Genomic DNA, 16863 nt, shown 5'->3' with positions numbered 1-16863 from the left:
CTATTCTCCTTTACTCCTTTTATTTCATCCGGGTAACTGTCCAGAACACTCGGACAGTTACTCATCCGGTACTTATTGTACATGTTTTTCCCGCTTTTTGCAAATATCTTTTTCAGTCCTTGTGGCAAGCCACACCTCCAGCAGGTCAATCCATGACTGGACAGGCGGGCAGACTGAACTTCCGTCCGCCCTCGATGTAGACTCATCAGCGAGTGAAAGGCCGTGTTCCCCTGTAGGATAGACATGGAGTTCTGTAGAAACCCCGGCCCCTCTTAAAGCCGCCGCAAGCAGCAGTGAATTTTCCACAGGAACGGTTGTATCGGTAAAGGTATGCCAGATGAAACAGGGAGGCATATCTGAAGTGACCAGCTTCTCCAGTGAAACTTCCTTTTTCTTTTCCTTATATTCGCTGCCCAGCAGATTTCTGAAGCTGCCCTCATGAGAATACTTCTTCTTGGATGTTATGACCGGGTAATTCAGGATCAGGCCTGCCGGTTTTAAGATATCAGGCGTCGTTCCCGCTGCTTTATACAGAAACGGCTTATTCCAGAAAACTCCCAGACTTGCTGCCAGATGGCCGCCCGCAGAAGATCCCTGCACATAAATCTGGTTCCAGTCCACATGCCATTTTTCATGATTCTCATGCACCAGCTTCATAACCTCCGCCAGTTCTAAGAGTGCCGTCGGGAATCTGGCCGGTGCAACGGAATACCTTAAAATCCCTACATGGTAACCCATTGCCAGCAGACGCATTGCAACCGGTTCCGCCTCTCTGTCACTTGTCTTTTCGTAGCCGCCGCCCGGACAGAGAATAATCATCGGGCGTATCAGGTCCGGCTGGAATTCTTTGGAGCTGTCCAGTATATACGCATAAAACTTCGTATTCGGTGCGGACTGCTCTGTATGGATAGAGATCACCTCGTACTGCATATTTTTCTCCTTCTCTGATATCATATGATGTTGGGGGCAAAAAGCATTTTTACCCCTGATGCCTACGGATTTCTCGTATAACAAGAAAAAATCGCAGTGAGCATATGCTGTTTCGCTTACTCCCCACGATTCCCTTCCTTACAGACTCCGGCGGGATATATCCCGCCGGACCGGTATTCCTGTGATTCTTATTTGTAATTTACAATCTTTCCAAAATCAGCTTTCAGGGAAGCCCCGCCTACAAGTCCTCCGTCAATGTCTGCCTGTGCAAATAATTCAGGTGCTGTTGCAGCATTTACAGATCCGCCGTACTGGATACGGATTGCTTCTGCTGTTGCTTCATCATAAACTTCAGCGATGCATGCACGGATTCCTGCACAAACTTCCTGAGCCTGCTCTGTTGTAGCTGTCTTTCCTGTTCCGATAGCCCAGATAGGCTCGTAAGCAATAACAGCTGTCTTAGCCTGGTCTGCTGTCACGTTCTGGAATCCAACTTTCACCTGCTGGCGGATGAAGTCCATCGTAACTCCCTGCTCTCTCTGCTCCAAAGTCTCTCCACAGCACATGATCGGTGTAATGTTATGTTCAAATGCTTTCAGGACTTTTTTGTTGACATCTTCGTTTGTCTCTCCGAAGTATTCTCTTCTCTCAGAGTGCCCTAAAACTACATATTTTACACCTGCATCTACAAGCATAGCCGGAGAAATCTCTCCTGTGTATGCTCCGCTCTCTTCAAAATACATATTCTCAGCGCCAACCTGGATGTTTGAACCCTTTGCAGCTTCCACTACAGGTACGATATCGATTGCCGGAACACAGAATACAACGTCAACTTCTTCGTTCGCTACTAATGGTTTTAACTCTTCTACTAATGCTACTGCCTCACTTGGAGTTTTATTCATCTTCCAGTTTCCTGCGATAATTTTTCTTCTTGCCATGATATGGTCTCCTTTTTTTACTTATTGTTTGCTGCTGCTACGCCTGGTAATTCTTTTCCTTCGAGGAATTCGAGGGAGGCTCCGCCGCCTGTTGAGATGTGGGTCATTTTGTCGCCGTATCCTAACTGGTTAACGGCTGCTGCTGAATCTCCACCGCCGATGATTGTTACTGCTTCTGTCTCGGACAGTGCTTTTGCGACTGCTTCTGTTCCTGCTGCAAAGTTTGGCATCTCGAAGCATCCCATTGGTCCGTTCCATACTACTGTCTTAGCTGATCTTACTGCGTCTGAGAATATCTTAGCTGTCTCAGGTCCGATATCCAGGCCTTCCCAGCCGTCCGGGATTTCTCCGCGTCCTACAACTTTTGTGTGTGCATCGTTGGAGAAGTCATCTGCAATTACGTTGTCTACAGGAAGAAGCAGCTTTACGCCCTTGTCTTCTGCTTTTTTGATCATATCAAGGGCATACTGGCAGTAATCTTCTTCAAGAAGGGAATTACCAACGCTTCCGCCCTGGGCCTTGCTGAATGTGTAAGACATTCCGCCTCCGATAATCAGGGTGTCAACCTTGTCCAGCAGGTTCTCTATTACGGAAATCTTGCTGGATACTTTTGCTCCGCCAAGGATTGCTACGAATGGTCTCTCAGGATTTTCTACTGCATTGCCAAGGAAGTCGATTTCTTTCTGCATTAAGTATCCTACAACTGCCGTGTCCACAAACTGTGTCACACCAACATTGGAGCAGTGCGCTCTATGTGCTGTCCCGAACGCATCATTTACGAAAACATCGCAGAGGGATGCAAGGTCTTTGCTGAACGCTTCCCCGTTCTTTGTCTCTTCTGCCCTGTAACGGGTATTCTCAAGAAGGATGATATCTCCATCATTCATTGCTTCTACTGCTGCCTTTGCGTTAGGTCCTACCACTTCAGGATCAGCCGCAAATTTTACTTCCTGTCCAAGCAGTTCAGATAATCTTACAGCGACAGGTGCGAGTGATAACTCAGGAACAGGCTGTCCCTTCGGCTTTCCGAGATGTGAGCAGAGGATGATCTTTCCTCCGTCTGCAACCAGCTTCTTAATAGTAGGCAGGGCAGCCACAAGGCGGTTCTCATCTGTAATCTTTCCATCGATCAGCGGTACATTGAAGTCGCATCTTACAAGGACCTTTTTACCCTTTACATTAATATCATCTACTGACTTTTTGTTGAGCATAGTATTGCCTCCTGTTTTTTATTTTTACCTGCGCAAAACCATGAGCAGATACTTGATTTTTACATAAAAAGAATCCGGTCCTATACAAAGACCGGACCCTTTTTTGAGTCTATTCTATTTATTTATTCAAATCTTGTAACTGTTCAGGACCATGAACAGTTACCAAATCTTACAGTAATGTTCCGAAGTATTTGATTGTTCTTACCATCTGGCTTGTGTAAGAATTCTCATTATCATACCATGAAATTACCTGTACTTCTGTTGTTCCGTTGTCAAGTGGAAGTACCATTGTCTGTGTAGCATCGAATAATGAACCGTATTTCATTCCTACGATATCGCTGGATACGATCTCATCTGTGTTGTATCCGAAAGATTCGTTGGAAGCTGCTTTCATTGCTTCGTTGATCTGGTCAACTGTTACTGTTCCTTCAACAACTGCTGTTAAGATAGTTGTAGAACCTGTCGGGGTTGGAACTCTCTGTGCAGATCCGATTAATTTTCCGTTCAGTTCCGGGATAACAAGACCGATTGCTTTCGCTGCACCTGTGCTGTTAGGAACGATATTTACAGCAGCTGCACGTGATCTTCTTAAATCACCTTTTCTCTGTGGTCCGTCAAGTGTCATCTGATCGCCTGTGTAAGCGTGGATTGTGCACATGATACCTGATTTGATCGGTGCTAAATCGTTCAGTGCTTTTGCCATTGGAGCTAAGCAGTTAGTTGTACAGGAAGCAGCTGAGATGATGTTGTCCTCTTTTGTAAGCTCTTCGTGGTTTACATTGTAAACGATTGTAGGAAGGTCATTTCCTGCCGGTGCAGAAATAACGACTTTCTTAGCGCCTGCTTTGATATGAGCTTCTGCTTTTGCTTTGGATGTATAGAAGCCTGTACACTCCAGAACAACATCTACACCGATCTCTCCCCAAGGAAGTTCTTCAGCGTTAGCTTTTGCGTAGATTTTAATTTCTTTTCCGTCAACTGTGATGGAATCTTCACCTGCTACTACTTTGTCGCATAATGCATATCTTCCCTGTGTTGAGTCATATTTTAATAAGTGAGCCAGCATTGTCGGTGATGTTAAGTCGTTAATTGCAACTACTTCATATCCCTCTGCTCCGAACATCTGTCTGAATGCAAGACGTCCAATACGTCCAAATCCATTAATCGCTACTTTTACTGCCATGATTAATTCCTCCTAAAGTTTTAAAAAGTGTCAACTGTTACACAGTCGCTATATTGTGGAATCTCCAGCCAAACAGCCTGTTTGTTAAAGATTCATCAACTATGGTTTATTGTACTAAATCAAGAACAAAAATTCAAGTGCAAAATGCATTTTTATGGAAGTTGTTCAAATTTCGGCTTTCTCCCTGAAAATTCTGTGTAGTATTTAAATCCACAGTCTTTCAGAATGCCTGCTGTCTTCTCAAAATCGTAGGCGATGTGTTCGGGTCTGTGCCCGTCGGCACCGATCGTAATAATCTCGCCGCCAAGCTCCCGGTAACGCCTGATGATGTCCGGATGCGGATGGCAGAAACCGAGCCCGTATTTGAATCCGGCCATATTCATCTCGATCCCTTTGCCTTTGGCAATCACCTTTTTCAGGATTTCATCAAGCTGGTCCGCATACTTCCGGTAGGAATACTCCTGCGCCTGATTGTTCCCGTAACGGACCACATAATCAATATGCCCCAGAACGTCAAAATCATCCACGGCATCGAGGTCTTCCAGTGTCGCCTGAAAGGTCTCCCTGTACGCCTCCTCATCGCTTCTGCCCTGAAACATTTCCCGATAGTAAGGATCGCTGCCATGTACGACATGAACCGACCCTATGACAAAATCGAATGGATATTTATTCACCAATTCTTTATAATATGCACCAAGATGTGGCTGGAGCCCAATCTCTATACCGATGCGGACATCTATTTTATCCGCATACTCTTCTTTCAGCCCTCTGAGCACTTCAAAGTAGTGGTCTATGTCAAAAACAAACGCTTTGGGTCCGATATCTTCGTGAAAGGGATAATCTTTATCATTGTGGTCGGTGATACAGATTGTCTTCAGTCCTTTTGATACCGCACCCTCTATCATGTCTCTCGCCGGTGCCTCACAGTCCGATGAGAAATCTGTGTGCATGTGAAAATCGCTTGTTATCATAATATTGTTCCTCCGCCGAGCACATATTCCCCATCGTAAAATACCACTGCCTGTCCCGGAGTGACTGCCCTCTGAGGTTCTTCAAATGTACAGGTAACTTCGTCCGTGCCCGTTTTTTCTATTGTACACCATGCACCTTTATGGTTATAGCGTATCTTTGTAAAAACACGTAAAGGTTCTGTCAAATCTTCAACGGACATAAAATTCAGGCGGTCTGCACGCAGCACATGTGTCATGGATTCTTCCTTGGTCCCGATCACCACCTCGTTCGTCTCCGGACGGATTTCCAGCACAAAGGCCGGATATCCCAGTGCAAGTCCAAGTCCTTTACGCTGGCCGACTGTATAATGTGTAATTCCCTTATGAGTTCCCAGAACAGTGCCGTCACTGGTCACGAAATTCCCCTCAGGGATCCTGACTTCTGTATTCTCTTCTATATAAGAAGCATAGTCTTTGTCCGGGACAAAACAGATGTCCTGGCTGTCCGGCTTATTCGCAACCTGAAGATGGATCTTCTCCGCAATGCGGCGCACCTCGTCTTTCGAATACTCCCCGACCGGCATCAGCGTCCGCTTCAGCTGTTCCTGTGTCAGATTATAAAGTGCATAGGTCTGGTCCTTCTCAATCGTTGCAGAACAGCGCAGCGTGCGGCGCCCATTGGGAAGTTCCACGACTCTCGCATAGTGGCCGGTCGCGATATAATCCGCACCGATCGCCATGCTCCTTGTAAGCAAAGACTCCCATTTTACATATCTGTTGCAGGCAATGCATGGGTTCGGTGTTCTCCCATGCAGATACTCGTCTATAAAATAGTCGATGACATGTTCTTTAAATTCCTGTTTAAAGTTCATCACATAATATGGAATCCCGAGGTCTGCCGCGACCCTTCTGGCGTCATCTACGGCGCTCAGTCCGCAGCAGCCTCCGTTTTCCTGCTGTACGGCCAGATCTTCATCCTGCCAGATCTGCATCGTCACCCCGATGACCTCATATCCCTGCTCCTTCAAAAGATATGCCGCCACGGAAGAATCTACACCCCCGGACATTCCGACTACTACTTTGCTCATTAATATTCCTCTTCCTCTTCTTCCTCGCCCTCATGGATATCTGACTTTGGCTTCGTGAGCCCTTCGATCTTAATGTCATGTTTTTCGGCATAATCCCAGAGCGCGGCATGAATGGCCTCCTCCGCTAACAGGGAACAGTGCACCTTGACTGGTGGAAGTCCGTCCAAAGCCTCCATTACCGCCTTGTTCGTTATCTGCATCGCTTCATTGATATTCTTTCCCTTTACCAGCTCTGTTGCCATACTGCTTGTAGCCACGGCAGCCCCGCAGCCAAATGTCTTGAATTTCACATCACGGATAATCTGGTTTTCATCAATATCCAGATAAATCCGCATGATATCTCCGCACTTTGCATTTCCTACCGTTCCAACGCCGCTGGCGTTTTCTATTTCCCCTACATTTCTAGGGTGTTCGAAGTGATCCATTACCTTTTCTGTATACATTTATTTTTCCTCCTGTCGTTTGCTTTGTTTTTTTATAAAATCCTCGTATAAAGGTGACATATTTCTCAAATGCTGCACGATTTCTTTTAAGGAATCAACAACAAAATCAAGGTCTTCCTTCGTCGTCTCCTCGCTCAGGGTCATACGCAGTGAACCGTGGGCGATCTCATGGGGCAGGCCGATTGCAAGCAGTACATGTGACGGGTCTAAGGAACCTGAAGTACAGGCAGAACCGCTGGATGCACAGATTCCTTTCATGTCCAGCTTAATCAGAAGAGATTCCCCTTCAATAAACCGGAAACTGAAGTTCACATTATTCGGAAGACGCTTTACCCGGTCGCCGTTCAGCCTGCTGTAAGGAATCTCAGCCCCGATCCTCCCGATCAGATAATCCCGCAGTTCGATTTCCTTCTCTGTTCTCTCCTTCAGGGACGCTGCCGCACGCTCAACAGCCTTTCCGAAACCAACGATACCGGGAACATTCTCAGTCCCTGCGCGGCGTTTCCTCTCCTGCGCACCTCCATGTACGAAAGAACGGATCTTCACGCCCTTCCTGATATACAGAAAACCAATGCCTTTCGGCCCGTTCAGCTTGTGAGCGCTTGCGCTGAGCATATCGATATGACAGGCATCTACATCGATCGGCACCTGGCAGAAAGCCTGTACCGCATCTGTGTGGAAAAGAATCCCCTTCTCATGGGCAATCTCTCCGATCTCCTGAATCGGCTGTATCGTACCGATCTCATTATTCGCATACATGACCGAGATCAGAATCGTATCCGGCCTGATGGCCGCCTTTAAATCATCGAGCTTCACGATCCCATTCTCATCTACGTCCAGATAAGTCACCTCGTATCCCTGCTTTTCCAGATACTCGCATGTATGCAGGACTGCGTGGTGCTCAATCTTCGTCGTAATGATATGTTTTCCTTTATTTCCATAAGCCTCGGCCGTCGCTTTCAGGGCCCAGTTATCCGATTCGGAGCCGCCTGCCGTGAAATAAATCTCATTTCCATTCGCCCCCAGCGTATCTGCGATAATCTCTCTCTGGCGGGTAATCACATCTTTGTTGCCCGATGCAAATGAGTATACGCTGGAAGGATTCCCGTAATTCTCTGTAAAATAAGGAAGCATCGCCTCCACAACCTCCGGCGCTGTTTTTGTTGTAGCCGCATTGTCTAAATAAATTAGTTTATTCATCTATATTTCCTCCTGTATTGTTTCTCTAATTCTTACAGCCTGTCTGTCCGGGAAAATCCTGACATCCCATCTTCCGGCTTTCTTCCACCAGCTGGTCCAGCTTCATCTCATCCACCGTATGGTTGATGCTTTCATTAATCCGCTGCCACACATACTTGGTCACACAGCTGTCCGCCGCCTTACATCCTTCTTCCGGATTCAGTCCCGAACATTCTACCGGCTCCAGACTGCCTTCCAGGGCACGCAGGACATCGCCAACGGAAATTTCCTCCAGTTCCTTCGCCAGCACATAACCGCCGCCGGCACCCCGGATGCTCTTCACAAGCCCGGCCTTCTTCAGCATTGCCATCAGCTGCTCCAGATACCGTTCTGAAATTCCCTGTCTGTCAGAGATGCTTGTAATTGAAACCGGCTCCTGCCCACTGTACTTCGCAAGATCAATCAGGGCCCTTAAGCCATATCTTCCTTTTGTCGATAATTTCAATCTATCACCTTCTTAATCCCTAGTATAACAATTCCTAGTATTCCATATCCTAGTGTTTTAATCCCTAGCAATTTGCTAGGATTTCTTTTCTTTTGTAGAATACCACTCGGTTCTGGTTCTGTCAAGCCGTAAGCAGGAATATGTTGTAAAAATATGTTTTTTAGGAGATACATAACAAGTGTCCAGAAAACAAACCATCATACGGGGGACCTTTATCTTAACAGCTACCGGCTTTTTATGCAGGTTCATGGGCTTTTTCTACCGGATGTTTTTAAGCCATACTTTCGGGGAGGAAGGTGTCGGCCTGTATCAGCTGATCTTCCCCGTATACTCACTCTGCTTTGCGCTGACCGCGGCAGGACTCGAAACCGCCATATCCAGAACCGTTGCCCAGAAAATCTCCCTCGGGAGAAAAAAAGAAGCCCGCGAAATCCTTCTGCTGGGGCTTTTTATTTCCATACTGCTATCTTTAATCTGCCTTTTTGTCCTTCAGGGAAATGCGGCATACATTTCCGAAAAATTTCTGGGGGACACCCGCTGCGAACCACTGCTGATTCCTTTGTCCTATGCACTGCCGTTTGCCGCGATCCACAGCTGCATATGCGGCTACTGTTACGGAATGAAGGAAACGAAGATTCCGGCCGTATCCCAGCTGGTCGAACAGGTAACAAGGATTCTTGCTGTCTATGTGTTTTATATGATTTTAATAAAAAAGGGGGACGATGCACCGATCACCATTGCAGTACTCGGGCTGGTCGTCGGAGAAGTGACTTCCGCACTTTATGCCGCCAAATCACTGACACGGAGCACTCATACTATATCCGGACTGAATGTTACATATAAAGAATTCTGTTCTCGTTTCAAGGAACTGGTCCCGCTCTCCCTGCCCCTGACCGCCAACCGCATGCTAATCAACCTGCTGCAGAGCATAGAAGCCATCTCCATTCCCGCCCGACTGCAGATGCACAACCACAGCACCTCCGAGGCGCTCAGTATTTATGGGGTCCTGACCGGGATGGCACTTCCCTGCATCCTGTTTCCGTCCGCCATCACCAGTTCCATCTCCATCATGCTTATGCCCACCGTTGCAGAAATACAAACGACAGACAACCGTCATGAAATGCTGGATATTATAAAAAAAGTTGCCGGCTCCTGTTTCATACTCGGTCTCGGCTGTTGTTTCATCTTTCTCATCCTCGGTTCCTGGATGGGAAACGTACTGTTCGGCAGCGCCTCCGCCGGTAAGTTCATCATAACCCTGGCATGGATCTGCCCCTTCCTATACACCAACTCTGCCCTGCTGAGTGTGATAAACGGCCTTGGAAAGACAACAAGTACATTCCTCATAAATTCCTTCGGCCTCGTGATCCGGATTGCCAGCGTATTCATTGCAATCCCGTTGTTTGGAATTCAGGGGTACCTCTGGGGAATGCTGCTAAGCCAGCTCATTGTAACGCTTTGCGCGGCAGCCGTTCTCTATCCGAGTCTGAAAACAGGAAGATAAGTTCCAAAAAGAGGAGCCGGATTTTACGAATGTTCCGTAAAATCCGGCTCTGTTTTATTCCACCCGGCTCTCTTTACAGGGTTTTCAGGAATGCCTGCATCAGGATCGGGTTTACATAGGCCTCAAGGATGATGCCCATAACCATTGCCAGCCCGATAAAGATGCTCTTTTGTGCATTCCACTTATTCTGCGGGTATGTATAGCTGTACCAGATAACTACCATATACGCAGGTATATACAGAAGAAACTGGGGCAGGATACCAACAATACAAAGGATGCTGCCCTTTATCCCCATCCCGAGGACCCCCATAGATAACAGCATCCCGCTTGAAAAGCCCGTCCATACAATAAATGCTATGGAAGCCGGTTTTCTTATTTTCGTGAACGCCAGGCCCAGTAATACGAAAAAGGGGACTGCACGGACCCGGACCAGATACCAGATGTATTCCTGTGCCGCAATTTCTGCGGTCTGGTACTGGTTCAGAAAGTAATCACTGAAGATTCCGGGTTCGGCGGTATATTTCTTCATGATTAAGTTTACATATAAAATTCCAAATAAAAATCCCGGCATAAAGAAAGCAAACAGCTGCTTCCTCGTATGAAGTATCTTCACAGGCTCTCCTCCTATTGTTCAGATATTTCATTATATGCCGGGGTTTATGATTTATGCCTGTTCGTTTCACCGCCAGAGCATATGAAAGGGTTTCTTACTTATTTCCTGACGTACTTTGCATCGTATGCCAGAAGCGAGGAGATTGTTTTTCCATCCTCTATTTCACCGGAGAAAATCTTCTCCTTTAATTCTTCTATCGTATAAGCCTTCAGATCGATGAATTCGTCTTCATCCAGATGCTGCTTTGACGGAATCAGGTTCCGGGCAACATAAACTTCAATCCTTTCATTACAGAATGCGACTGTTGTGCGAAGGGTTATCAGCCATTCCAGATCCTCACTCCGGTAGCCAGTCTCTTCTTCCAGTTCACGGCCTGCACATAAGATGCCGGGTTCGTCCTCCGCATCGAGGGCGCCTGCCGGAATCTCCAGTGTATAGCGGTCCAGTGCATTCCTGTACTGTCTCACCATCAATATCTTTCCATCGTCCGTAACCGGCACTACCGCGGCAGCACCTTTGTGCCTGATGAAATCCCACACTACGGTATGGTCACCGTCAATCTCCATCGTATCCTGGTAAAAATCGATAATCTTCCCTTTAAACTTCAGTTCCCGGTTAATTCTTTTAATCTGTCCGCTCATATCTGCTCCTTTTCGTTTCCCTACAGAGAGGAAACAAATTTTTCTATTCTGTCGAGACCTTTATCAATCGCCTCTAAAGAAATAGCATATGACAAACGGATAAAATTGTCAAATCCGAAATCTGCACATGGCACGACGGCTACCTTGTAATCTTCAAGCAGGATCTCTGCCACTCTTGCCGTTGTCCCGATCTTCTGCCCTTTATAGGACTTTTCCAGTACATCCGTGAAATCAATAAACACATAGAAAGCTCCTTCCGGCTCCAGCAGATTAAGAAGCGGCATCCTGGAAATCCTTTCATACATGTGCTTTCTTCTTTTATCGAATTCCACCTTCATAGACTCTAACGCTGACTGGTCTCCTGAGAGTGCCTCGAAAGCAGCCTTCTGTGCAATCGAGTTCGGATTGGATGTCTGGTGGCTCTGTACACTTCCCATCAGTTTAGCGATCTCCACGCTGGAACCGGTATAACCGATTCTCCATCCTGTCATTGCATAGCTTTTTGAAACACCGCTGCAGGTGATTGTTCTTTTATAAATCTCATCCCCAAGTGAGGCGATACTCACATGCTTCTTCTCTCCGTAGATCAGATATTCATACATCTCATCAGCTACAACGTAGAAATCCTTTTCCACTGCAACTTCAGCAATTGCACGAAGCTCTTCCTCGGAATAAACCATTCCCGTCGGATTAGACGGTGTATTCAGAATCAGCGCCTTTGTATTCTCTGACACCGCATTGCGGATCTGCTGTGCCGTTACTTTATAGCCGTTTTCCTTTGATCCGTAGACATACACCGGTATTCCGTCGCTGAGTTTTACAATCTCAGGATAGGTCAGCCAGTATGGTGCAGGTATGATGACTTCGTCTCCCGGATTTAAGATTGCCTCGAAAATATTTGTGAGAGAATGTTTTCCGCCGTTACTGATTACAATCTGGTTTGGCTCGTAATGCAGGCCGTTAAAGCTCTCAAACTTTTCACAGACTGCTTTCTTCAATTCTGCCGTTCCTGAGGCTGGCGTATATTTTGTAAATCCTTCTTTAATCGCTTTGATTGCCGCTTCATTGATATTATCCGGTGTATTAAAATCCGGTTCCCCGGCGCCGAACCCTACAACGTCGATTCCTTCTGCCTTCATTGCCTTTGCCTTCGCTGTAATTGCCAGCGTTGATGACGGTTTTACCCCCGCCGCTTTTCGTGATAATGTTAATCCCATTTTTCCATCCTCCACTTCATACCAGTATTCGTTTCATTATATAGTATGCGTTCTGATTTAATATTATAGTATACGTTTCCATATATTGCAAGTTCTATTTTTGTTTTATTCTTATTTACTGGATAATCACACTTTTTAAGCAGTATTATATGTTTTTCTGCAATTTACATTGTCATTTCCTGCATTTGTATTCCCACACTTAAAAACTATGCCTTTTTCCATTCGAAATTTTCTATTGAGGATAACTGAACGAACCTCTCTGGAGCATGTTTAATAATTGCCTATGCATATTTAAGGACAAAAGAAAAAGCCCCCGTCATATGACAAGGGCTGTAATTTCAATTCCTATCTGATATGGATTATTTCGCATAATCTGTAACTCGTGATTCACGGATTACATTTACTTTAATCTGGCCTGGATATTCCAATTCAAATTCAATCTGCTTTGCAATCTCTCTGGCCATAAGTACCATGTCATCATCAGATACTTGTTCCGGAACTACCATAACTCGAATCTCTCTACCTGCCTGAATAGCAAAAGACTTCTCAACACCTTTAAACTGGTTTGATATTTCTTCTAATTGTTTCAATCTGTTTGTGTATGTTTCTATTGTTTCTCTTCTTGCACCTGGTCTTGCCGCAGAAATCGTATCGGCAGCCTGTACTACACATGCAATCAATGTCTGGGGCTCTACATCACCATGATGAGATTCCACTGCATTGATTACTGTCGCAGACTCTTTATACTTTCTGCAAAGGTCAGAACCAATCTGAATATGTGAACCTTCCACGTCGTGGTCAATCGACTTGCCGATATCATGCAGCAGCCCTGCACGCTTTGCCATCCTGACGTCCAGATCGATCTCGCCGGCAAGGAGCCCGGATAACTGGGCAACTTCAATAGAGTGCTTTAATGCATTCTGACCATAACTTGTTCTGAACTTCATACGTCCCAACAGACGAATCAGTTCCGGATGAATTCCCGGCACGCCAACTTCTAACGCGGCTGCCTCTCCTTCTTCCCTGATCATTGTGTCCACTTCTTTTTGTGCCTTCTCTACCATCTCCTCGATTCTCGCCGGATGGATACGACCATCCACAATCAATCTTTCAAGTGCAATTCTGGCAACTTCTCTTCGGATCGGGTCAAACCCGGATAATACGACTGCTTCCGGTGTATCGTCGATAATCAGTTCGACGCCGGTCAAAGTCTCAAGAGTTCTGATATTACGTCCCTCTCGTCCGATAATTCTTCCTTTCATTTCATCACTTGGAAGCTGCACTACAGAAATCGTAGTTTCAGCCACATGATCTGCCGCACATCTCTGGATTGCGTTGACGACATATTCCTTCGCCTTCTTATCCGCATCTCCTTTCGCCTGTGCTTCCAGCTCTCTGACCATCTTGGCTGTGTCATGTTTCACATCTTCTTCAACAGTTTTCAACAGATATTCTTTTGCTTGTTCGGAGGTAAGTCCTGAGATTCTTTCTAGTTCCTGTACTCTCTTCTGACTGAGATCTTCTACTTTCGCTTCACGCTGCTTTAGTTGTTCTTCTTTTGCTGTAAATTTAACTTCCCGCTGTTCAATCGCCTCTGACCGTTTGTCCACGGCCTCTTCCTTACTTAGCACCCTTTTCTCATAGCGCTGTAACTCGGCTCTTCTTTCCTTTGTCTCTTTTTCCAGTTCATTCTTAGTCTTGATAGACTCTTCCTTCACCTCTAAGAGAGCTTCTTTTTTCGTTGTCTCAGCAGTCTTTACGGCATCATCAATTATCTCTCTTGCCTTTGCTTCTGCATTCCCGATCTTGGACGCTGCATTGTTCTTCAGATTGGAAACCGTCACAAAGTGAGTAATAATACCAACTATCAACGCGAGGGCTACGGCAATAACAATACTAATCATTGTTGGCACAGGAGCACCTCCTTATTTAATTTTCATTGTACATATTGCTCTAAATACAACAGTTAAATTTTATACTGTTTTCACAACTATGTCAAGCATTCTCATTATAATTTTGTATCACTTGACGGATGTCGTCATAACGGAAGCCTTTTCGCGATAAATATCCATAAATTTTATGTAATTCTTCCTCCGTGGCATGAGCCGGATCGACCCTTTTTTTACGGAATATCTGGAGGATTGCATCCCGCTCAGAGTCTGGGCCGGAGCACTCTTCGAAGGCAAGGTCAATCTGACCGGACGATACTCCTTTGCTTAACAGCTGGGCGTAAATCTCCCTTCTGCTCTTTGTCTGCTGCCTGCTTTCAATGAACCGCTTTGCATATCGATAATCATCTATGTAACCAAAAGTCTTCACATATTTGAGTGCTGCCTCTATCGCCTCTTCGGGATACAGCCCCTGCCTCAGTTTTTCTAAAAGTCCCGCCTCGGTCCTGTCCATGTCTTCCAGAAGGTGCATGGCCCTGAGCTTCGCACGCTTCAGTACCACCTCGTCCATCACCCGCCGACGCACTTCATCGTCAATTTGTTCCCCTTCCCGGATGCCGTAACGTGAGAGTTCGCCTTTGTATAATACAAAGGCGAACTCCTCATCCAGGAATACTTTATACTTTGTCTTCGTTACAGGTTCCAGCTTTGTAACTGTCATAGTAAGTGCACACTCCTGTTCCTCTATTCTTATCTTTTATCTCGAAGACTTCTTCTACTCTGTCTTAGCCGCTTCAGCAGCAGGAGCAGTCTTATCTGCCGCCTTTGCCTTCCCCGCAGCCTCTGCTTTTGCCGGCTCTTTTACTTTCTTTGTCAGCTTAAGTTCGTCTGTTTCATCCGCTTCGCTGTCTTCTCCGTTGAGCTTATAATAAGAACGCACCTGATGGTCCAGTTCTTCCATCAGCTCTGGATGCTCCGAAAGATATGCTTTGGCATTCTCGCGTCCCTGTCCGATCTTTTCTCCTTTGTATGCATACCATGCACCACTCTTATTGATCACGTCTATACCGGCCGCCAGATCTAGCAAATCCCCTTCTCTGGAAATACCTTTCCCGAACATGATATCGAATTCAGCTTCCTTGAACGGAGGCGCAATCTTGTTCTTTACAATCTTAATACGTGTCCGGTTACCGACCATTTCCCCGCTCTGCTTGAGAGTCTCAATTCTTCTGACGTCCATTCTGACAGATGCATAGAACTTCAGCGCACGCCCTCCTGTCGTGGTCTCCGGATTACCGAACATAACACCAACCTTCTCACGCAGCTGGTTGATAAAGATAACGACACAGTTAGACTTGCTGATAACCGGTGTCAGCTTCCTCAATGCCTGGGACATCAGCCTTGCCTGAAGGCCCACATGGCTGTCTCCCATATCCCCTTCAATCTCCTGTCTCGGAACCAGGGCTGCTACAGAGTCGATAACAATAATATCGATCGCACCCGAACGCACCATCGTCTCTGTAATCTCAAGTGCCTGGTCACCACTGTCCGGCTGTGAGATATACAATTCATCAATATCAACCCCGATGCTCTTCGCATATACAGGGTCCAGAGCATGCTCGGCATCGACAAACCCTGCAATCCCGCCCCTCTTCTGGACCTCTGCGATCATATGTAAGGCAACCGTCGTCTTACCACTGGACTCAGGCCCGTAAACCTCAATTACACGTCCCTTCGGGACACCGCCAAGTCCCAGCGCCAGATCCAGGCTCAGACAGCCGGTCGGTACAGTCTCCACAGCCACATGCGCTCCCGGTTCCCCGAGCTTCATAACCGTTCCTTTTCCAAAATCCTTCTCTAACTTTGCAATCGCCGCTTCCAACGCTTTCTTCTTATCTTCATTACCATTATTCGCCATAGTCTTAAACTTCTCCTTCTCGTCTCTCGAACAATTGTTCGCTTTTCTATTAATATACTATTATACTTGTTGTCAATTGTCAACAACAATTTTATAAATTTATTATACAACATTACATGTCCAATAATCAGGACTCATCTCTATTTTTAGTTATTTCCAGAAATAATTTTAAAACAAATCATTCATCCCCGGCCATCGGCCAAACACAAAAATCAAACTTATAAAGACACTCCACCCATAGGCATCACATCCATTCCATATCCATATTAATCAACTTGAATTCCCTCGGCGATACGCCTGAACCATCAGAAAACCAGAATTTCTTTGAATTGCTTTGTTGATGAAGGTAGTATAACATATAAGCACGCTATTTTCCAGAGAAATATTTTTTAATTACTGATTACTATGTACACCTAAAAAGTATGGCATATATCCTCCGGCGGATGCACCCAGCGTCAATTGAAACCGGCCGCGGGGATGCGGGGGTTCCTTATGCGGGGGGCAAGTGCTGAAAGTGCGTTTCCGCCTTCCTGTTCTTAGAATCCGTAAGCAAACGGCCCGCATTTGGGGGGGGGGGGGGGGGGGGGGGGGGGGGGGGGCGGGGGGGGGGTGGGGGGGGGGGGGGGGGGGGGGGGGGGGGGGGGGGGGGGGGGG

At 46.3% G+C, this 16863-nt stretch carries 16 protein-coding genes; 1 reads left to right on the top strand and 15 read right to left on the bottom strand.

Annotated elements, in window-relative coordinates; genetic code table 11:
• Window positions 1-72: 72 nt before the first annotated feature.
• The 9 genes from ABIN22_RS17725 to ABIN22_RS17685 all read right to left on the bottom strand — a co-directional run bounded on the left by ABIN22_RS17725 (window position 73) and on the right by ABIN22_RS17685 (window position 8427).
• The gene (locus ABIN22_RS17725) at window positions 73-954 is read right to left on the bottom strand and encodes an alpha/beta hydrolase (RefSeq protein WP_346910277.1); all 882 of its coding nucleotides are present in this window, start codon (window positions 952-954) and stop codon (window positions 73-75) included.
• A 164-nt stretch (window positions 955-1118) separates the two neighbouring features.
• The gene (tpiA, locus tag ABIN22_RS17720) at window positions 1119-1868 is read right to left on the bottom strand and encodes a triose-phosphate isomerase (RefSeq protein ID WP_109729143.1); all 750 of its coding nucleotides are present in this window, start codon (window positions 1866-1868) and stop codon (window positions 1119-1121) included.
• 17 nt (window positions 1869-1885) lie between these two features.
• A complete protein-coding gene (locus ABIN22_RS17715) occupies window positions 1886-3079 on the bottom strand; it encodes a phosphoglycerate kinase (RefSeq protein ID WP_346910274.1) in 1194 nt (397 codons plus the stop codon).
• A gap of 169 nt (window positions 3080-3248) precedes the next feature.
• Window positions 3249-4262, bottom strand: coding sequence for a type I glyceraldehyde-3-phosphate dehydrogenase (gene gap, locus ABIN22_RS17710; protein ID WP_109729141.1), 1014 nt, complete (start codon window positions 4260-4262; stop codon window positions 3249-3251).
• A gap of 152 nt (window positions 4263-4414) precedes the next feature.
• Entirely contained in the window at window positions 4415-5233 is an 819-nt protein-coding gene (locus tag ABIN22_RS17705; protein ID WP_346910271.1) for a histidinol-phosphatase HisJ family protein, read from the bottom strand.
• A complete protein-coding gene (mnmA, locus tag ABIN22_RS17700; protein WP_346910269.1) occupies window positions 5230-6300 on the bottom strand; it encodes a tRNA 2-thiouridine(34) synthase MnmA in 1071 nt (356 codons plus the stop codon). The genes ABIN22_RS17705 and mnmA overlap by 4 nt, the downstream gene beginning before the upstream one ends.
• Entirely contained in the window at window positions 6300-6743 is a 444-nt protein-coding gene (nifU, locus tag ABIN22_RS17695; protein ID WP_109729138.1) for a Fe-S cluster assembly scaffold protein NifU, read from the bottom strand. Before nifU ends, mnmA begins: the two co-directional genes overlap by 1 nt.
• Window positions 6744-7943, bottom strand: coding sequence for a cysteine desulfurase NifS (nifS, locus tag ABIN22_RS17690; RefSeq protein ID WP_109729137.1), 1200 nt, complete (start codon window positions 7941-7943; stop codon window positions 6744-6746). It lies immediately after the preceding gene.
• A 25-nt stretch (window positions 7944-7968) separates the two neighbouring features.
• Window positions 7969-8427 (bottom strand): RrF2 family transcriptional regulator, encoded by a 459-nt coding sequence (locus ABIN22_RS17685; RefSeq protein WP_109729136.1) that lies wholly within the window; start codon window positions 8425-8427, stop codon window positions 7969-7971.
• A gap of 178 nt (window positions 8428-8605) precedes the next feature.
• Here ABIN22_RS17685 and ABIN22_RS17680 point away from each other — a divergent pair, with 178 nt between their 5' ends.
• Complete coding sequence (locus tag ABIN22_RS17680; RefSeq protein WP_346910267.1) at window positions 8606-9931, top strand: polysaccharide biosynthesis protein; 1326 nt, start codon at window positions 8606-8608, stop codon at window positions 9929-9931.
• 73 nt (window positions 9932-10004) lie between these two features.
• On the opposite strand, the gene ABIN22_RS17675 is transcribed toward ABIN22_RS17680, so the two are convergent.
• The 6 genes from ABIN22_RS17675 to recA form a co-directional block, all read right to left on the bottom strand.
• Complete coding sequence (locus ABIN22_RS17675) at window positions 10005-10544, bottom strand: stage II sporulation protein M (protein ID WP_118621316.1); 540 nt, start codon at window positions 10542-10544, stop codon at window positions 10005-10007.
• 98 nt (window positions 10545-10642) lie between these two features.
• The gene (locus ABIN22_RS17670) at window positions 10643-11185 is read right to left on the bottom strand and encodes an NUDIX hydrolase (protein ID WP_109729133.1); all 543 of its coding nucleotides are present in this window, start codon (window positions 11183-11185) and stop codon (window positions 10643-10645) included.
• A 20-nt stretch (window positions 11186-11205) separates the two neighbouring features.
• A complete protein-coding gene (locus ABIN22_RS17665) occupies window positions 11206-12402 on the bottom strand; it encodes a pyridoxal phosphate-dependent aminotransferase (RefSeq protein ID WP_346910265.1) in 1197 nt (398 codons plus the stop codon).
• A gap of 359 nt (window positions 12403-12761) precedes the next feature.
• The gene (gene rny / locus ABIN22_RS17660) at window positions 12762-14306 is read right to left on the bottom strand and encodes a ribonuclease Y (protein ID WP_346910435.1); all 1545 of its coding nucleotides are present in this window, start codon (window positions 14304-14306) and stop codon (window positions 12762-12764) included.
• A gap of 91 nt (window positions 14307-14397) precedes the next feature.
• The gene (locus ABIN22_RS17655; RefSeq protein ID WP_109729130.1) at window positions 14398-15012 is read right to left on the bottom strand and encodes a regulatory protein RecX; all 615 of its coding nucleotides are present in this window, start codon (window positions 15010-15012) and stop codon (window positions 14398-14400) included.
• A gap of 54 nt (window positions 15013-15066) precedes the next feature.
• The gene (recA, locus tag ABIN22_RS17650; RefSeq protein ID WP_346910263.1) at window positions 15067-16209 is read right to left on the bottom strand and encodes a recombinase RecA; all 1143 of its coding nucleotides are present in this window, start codon (window positions 16207-16209) and stop codon (window positions 15067-15069) included.
• Window positions 16210-16863: the final 654 nt, after the last annotated feature.

Source organism: Faecalicatena orotica (assembly GCF_905197545.1).
In the GTDB taxonomy this organism is placed as follows: Bacteria; Bacillota; Clostridia; order Lachnospirales; family Lachnospiraceae; genus Faecalicatena_A; species Faecalicatena_A orotica.
This window is presented reverse-complemented; position numbering and strand designations above follow the sequence as displayed.

Excerpts from the sequence above, each read along its gene's own strand:
- ABIN22_RS17725 (WP_346910277.1), bottom strand. The coding sequence starts at position 954 with ATGATATCAGAGAAGGAGAAAAATATGCAGTACGAGGTGATCTCTATC.
- tpiA (WP_109729143.1), bottom strand. The coding sequence starts at position 1,868 with ATGGCAAGAAGAAAAATTATCGCAGGAAACTGGAAGATGAATAAAACT.
- ABIN22_RS17715 (WP_346910274.1), bottom strand. The coding sequence starts at position 3,079 with ATGCTCAACAAAAAGTCAGTAGATGATATTAATGTAAAGGGTAAAAAG.
- gap (WP_109729141.1), bottom strand. The coding sequence starts at position 4,262 with ATGGCAGTAAAAGTAGCGATTAATGGATTTGGACGTATTGGACGTCTT.
- ABIN22_RS17705 (WP_346910271.1), bottom strand. The coding sequence starts at position 5,233 with ATGATAACAAGCGATTTTCACATGCACACAGATTTCTCATCGGACTGT.
- mnmA (WP_346910269.1), bottom strand. The coding sequence starts at position 6,300 with ATGAGCAAAGTAGTAGTCGGAATGTCCGGGGGTGTAGATTCTTCCGTG.
- nifU (WP_109729138.1), bottom strand. The coding sequence starts at position 6,743 with ATGTATACAGAAAAGGTAATGGATCACTTCGAACACCCTAGAAATGTA.
- nifS (WP_109729137.1), bottom strand. The coding sequence starts at position 7,943 with ATGAATAAACTAATTTATTTAGACAATGCGGCTACAACAAAAACAGCG.
- ABIN22_RS17670 (WP_109729133.1), bottom strand. The coding sequence starts at position 11,185 with ATGAGCGGACAGATTAAAAGAATTAACCGGGAACTGAAGTTTAAAGGG.
- ABIN22_RS17665 (WP_346910265.1), bottom strand. The coding sequence starts at position 12,402 with ATGGGATTAACATTATCACGAAAAGCGGCGGGGGTAAAACCGTCATCA.
- rny (WP_346910435.1), bottom strand. The coding sequence starts at position 14,306 with ATGATTAGTATTGTTATTGCCGTAGCCCTCGCGTTGATAGTTGGTATT.
- ABIN22_RS17655 (WP_109729130.1), bottom strand. The coding sequence starts at position 15,012 with ATGACAGTTACAAAGCTGGAACCTGTAACGAAGACAAAGTATAAAGTA.
- recA (WP_346910263.1), bottom strand. The coding sequence starts at position 16,209 with ATGGCGAATAATGGTAATGAAGATAAGAAGAAAGCGTTGGAAGCGGCG.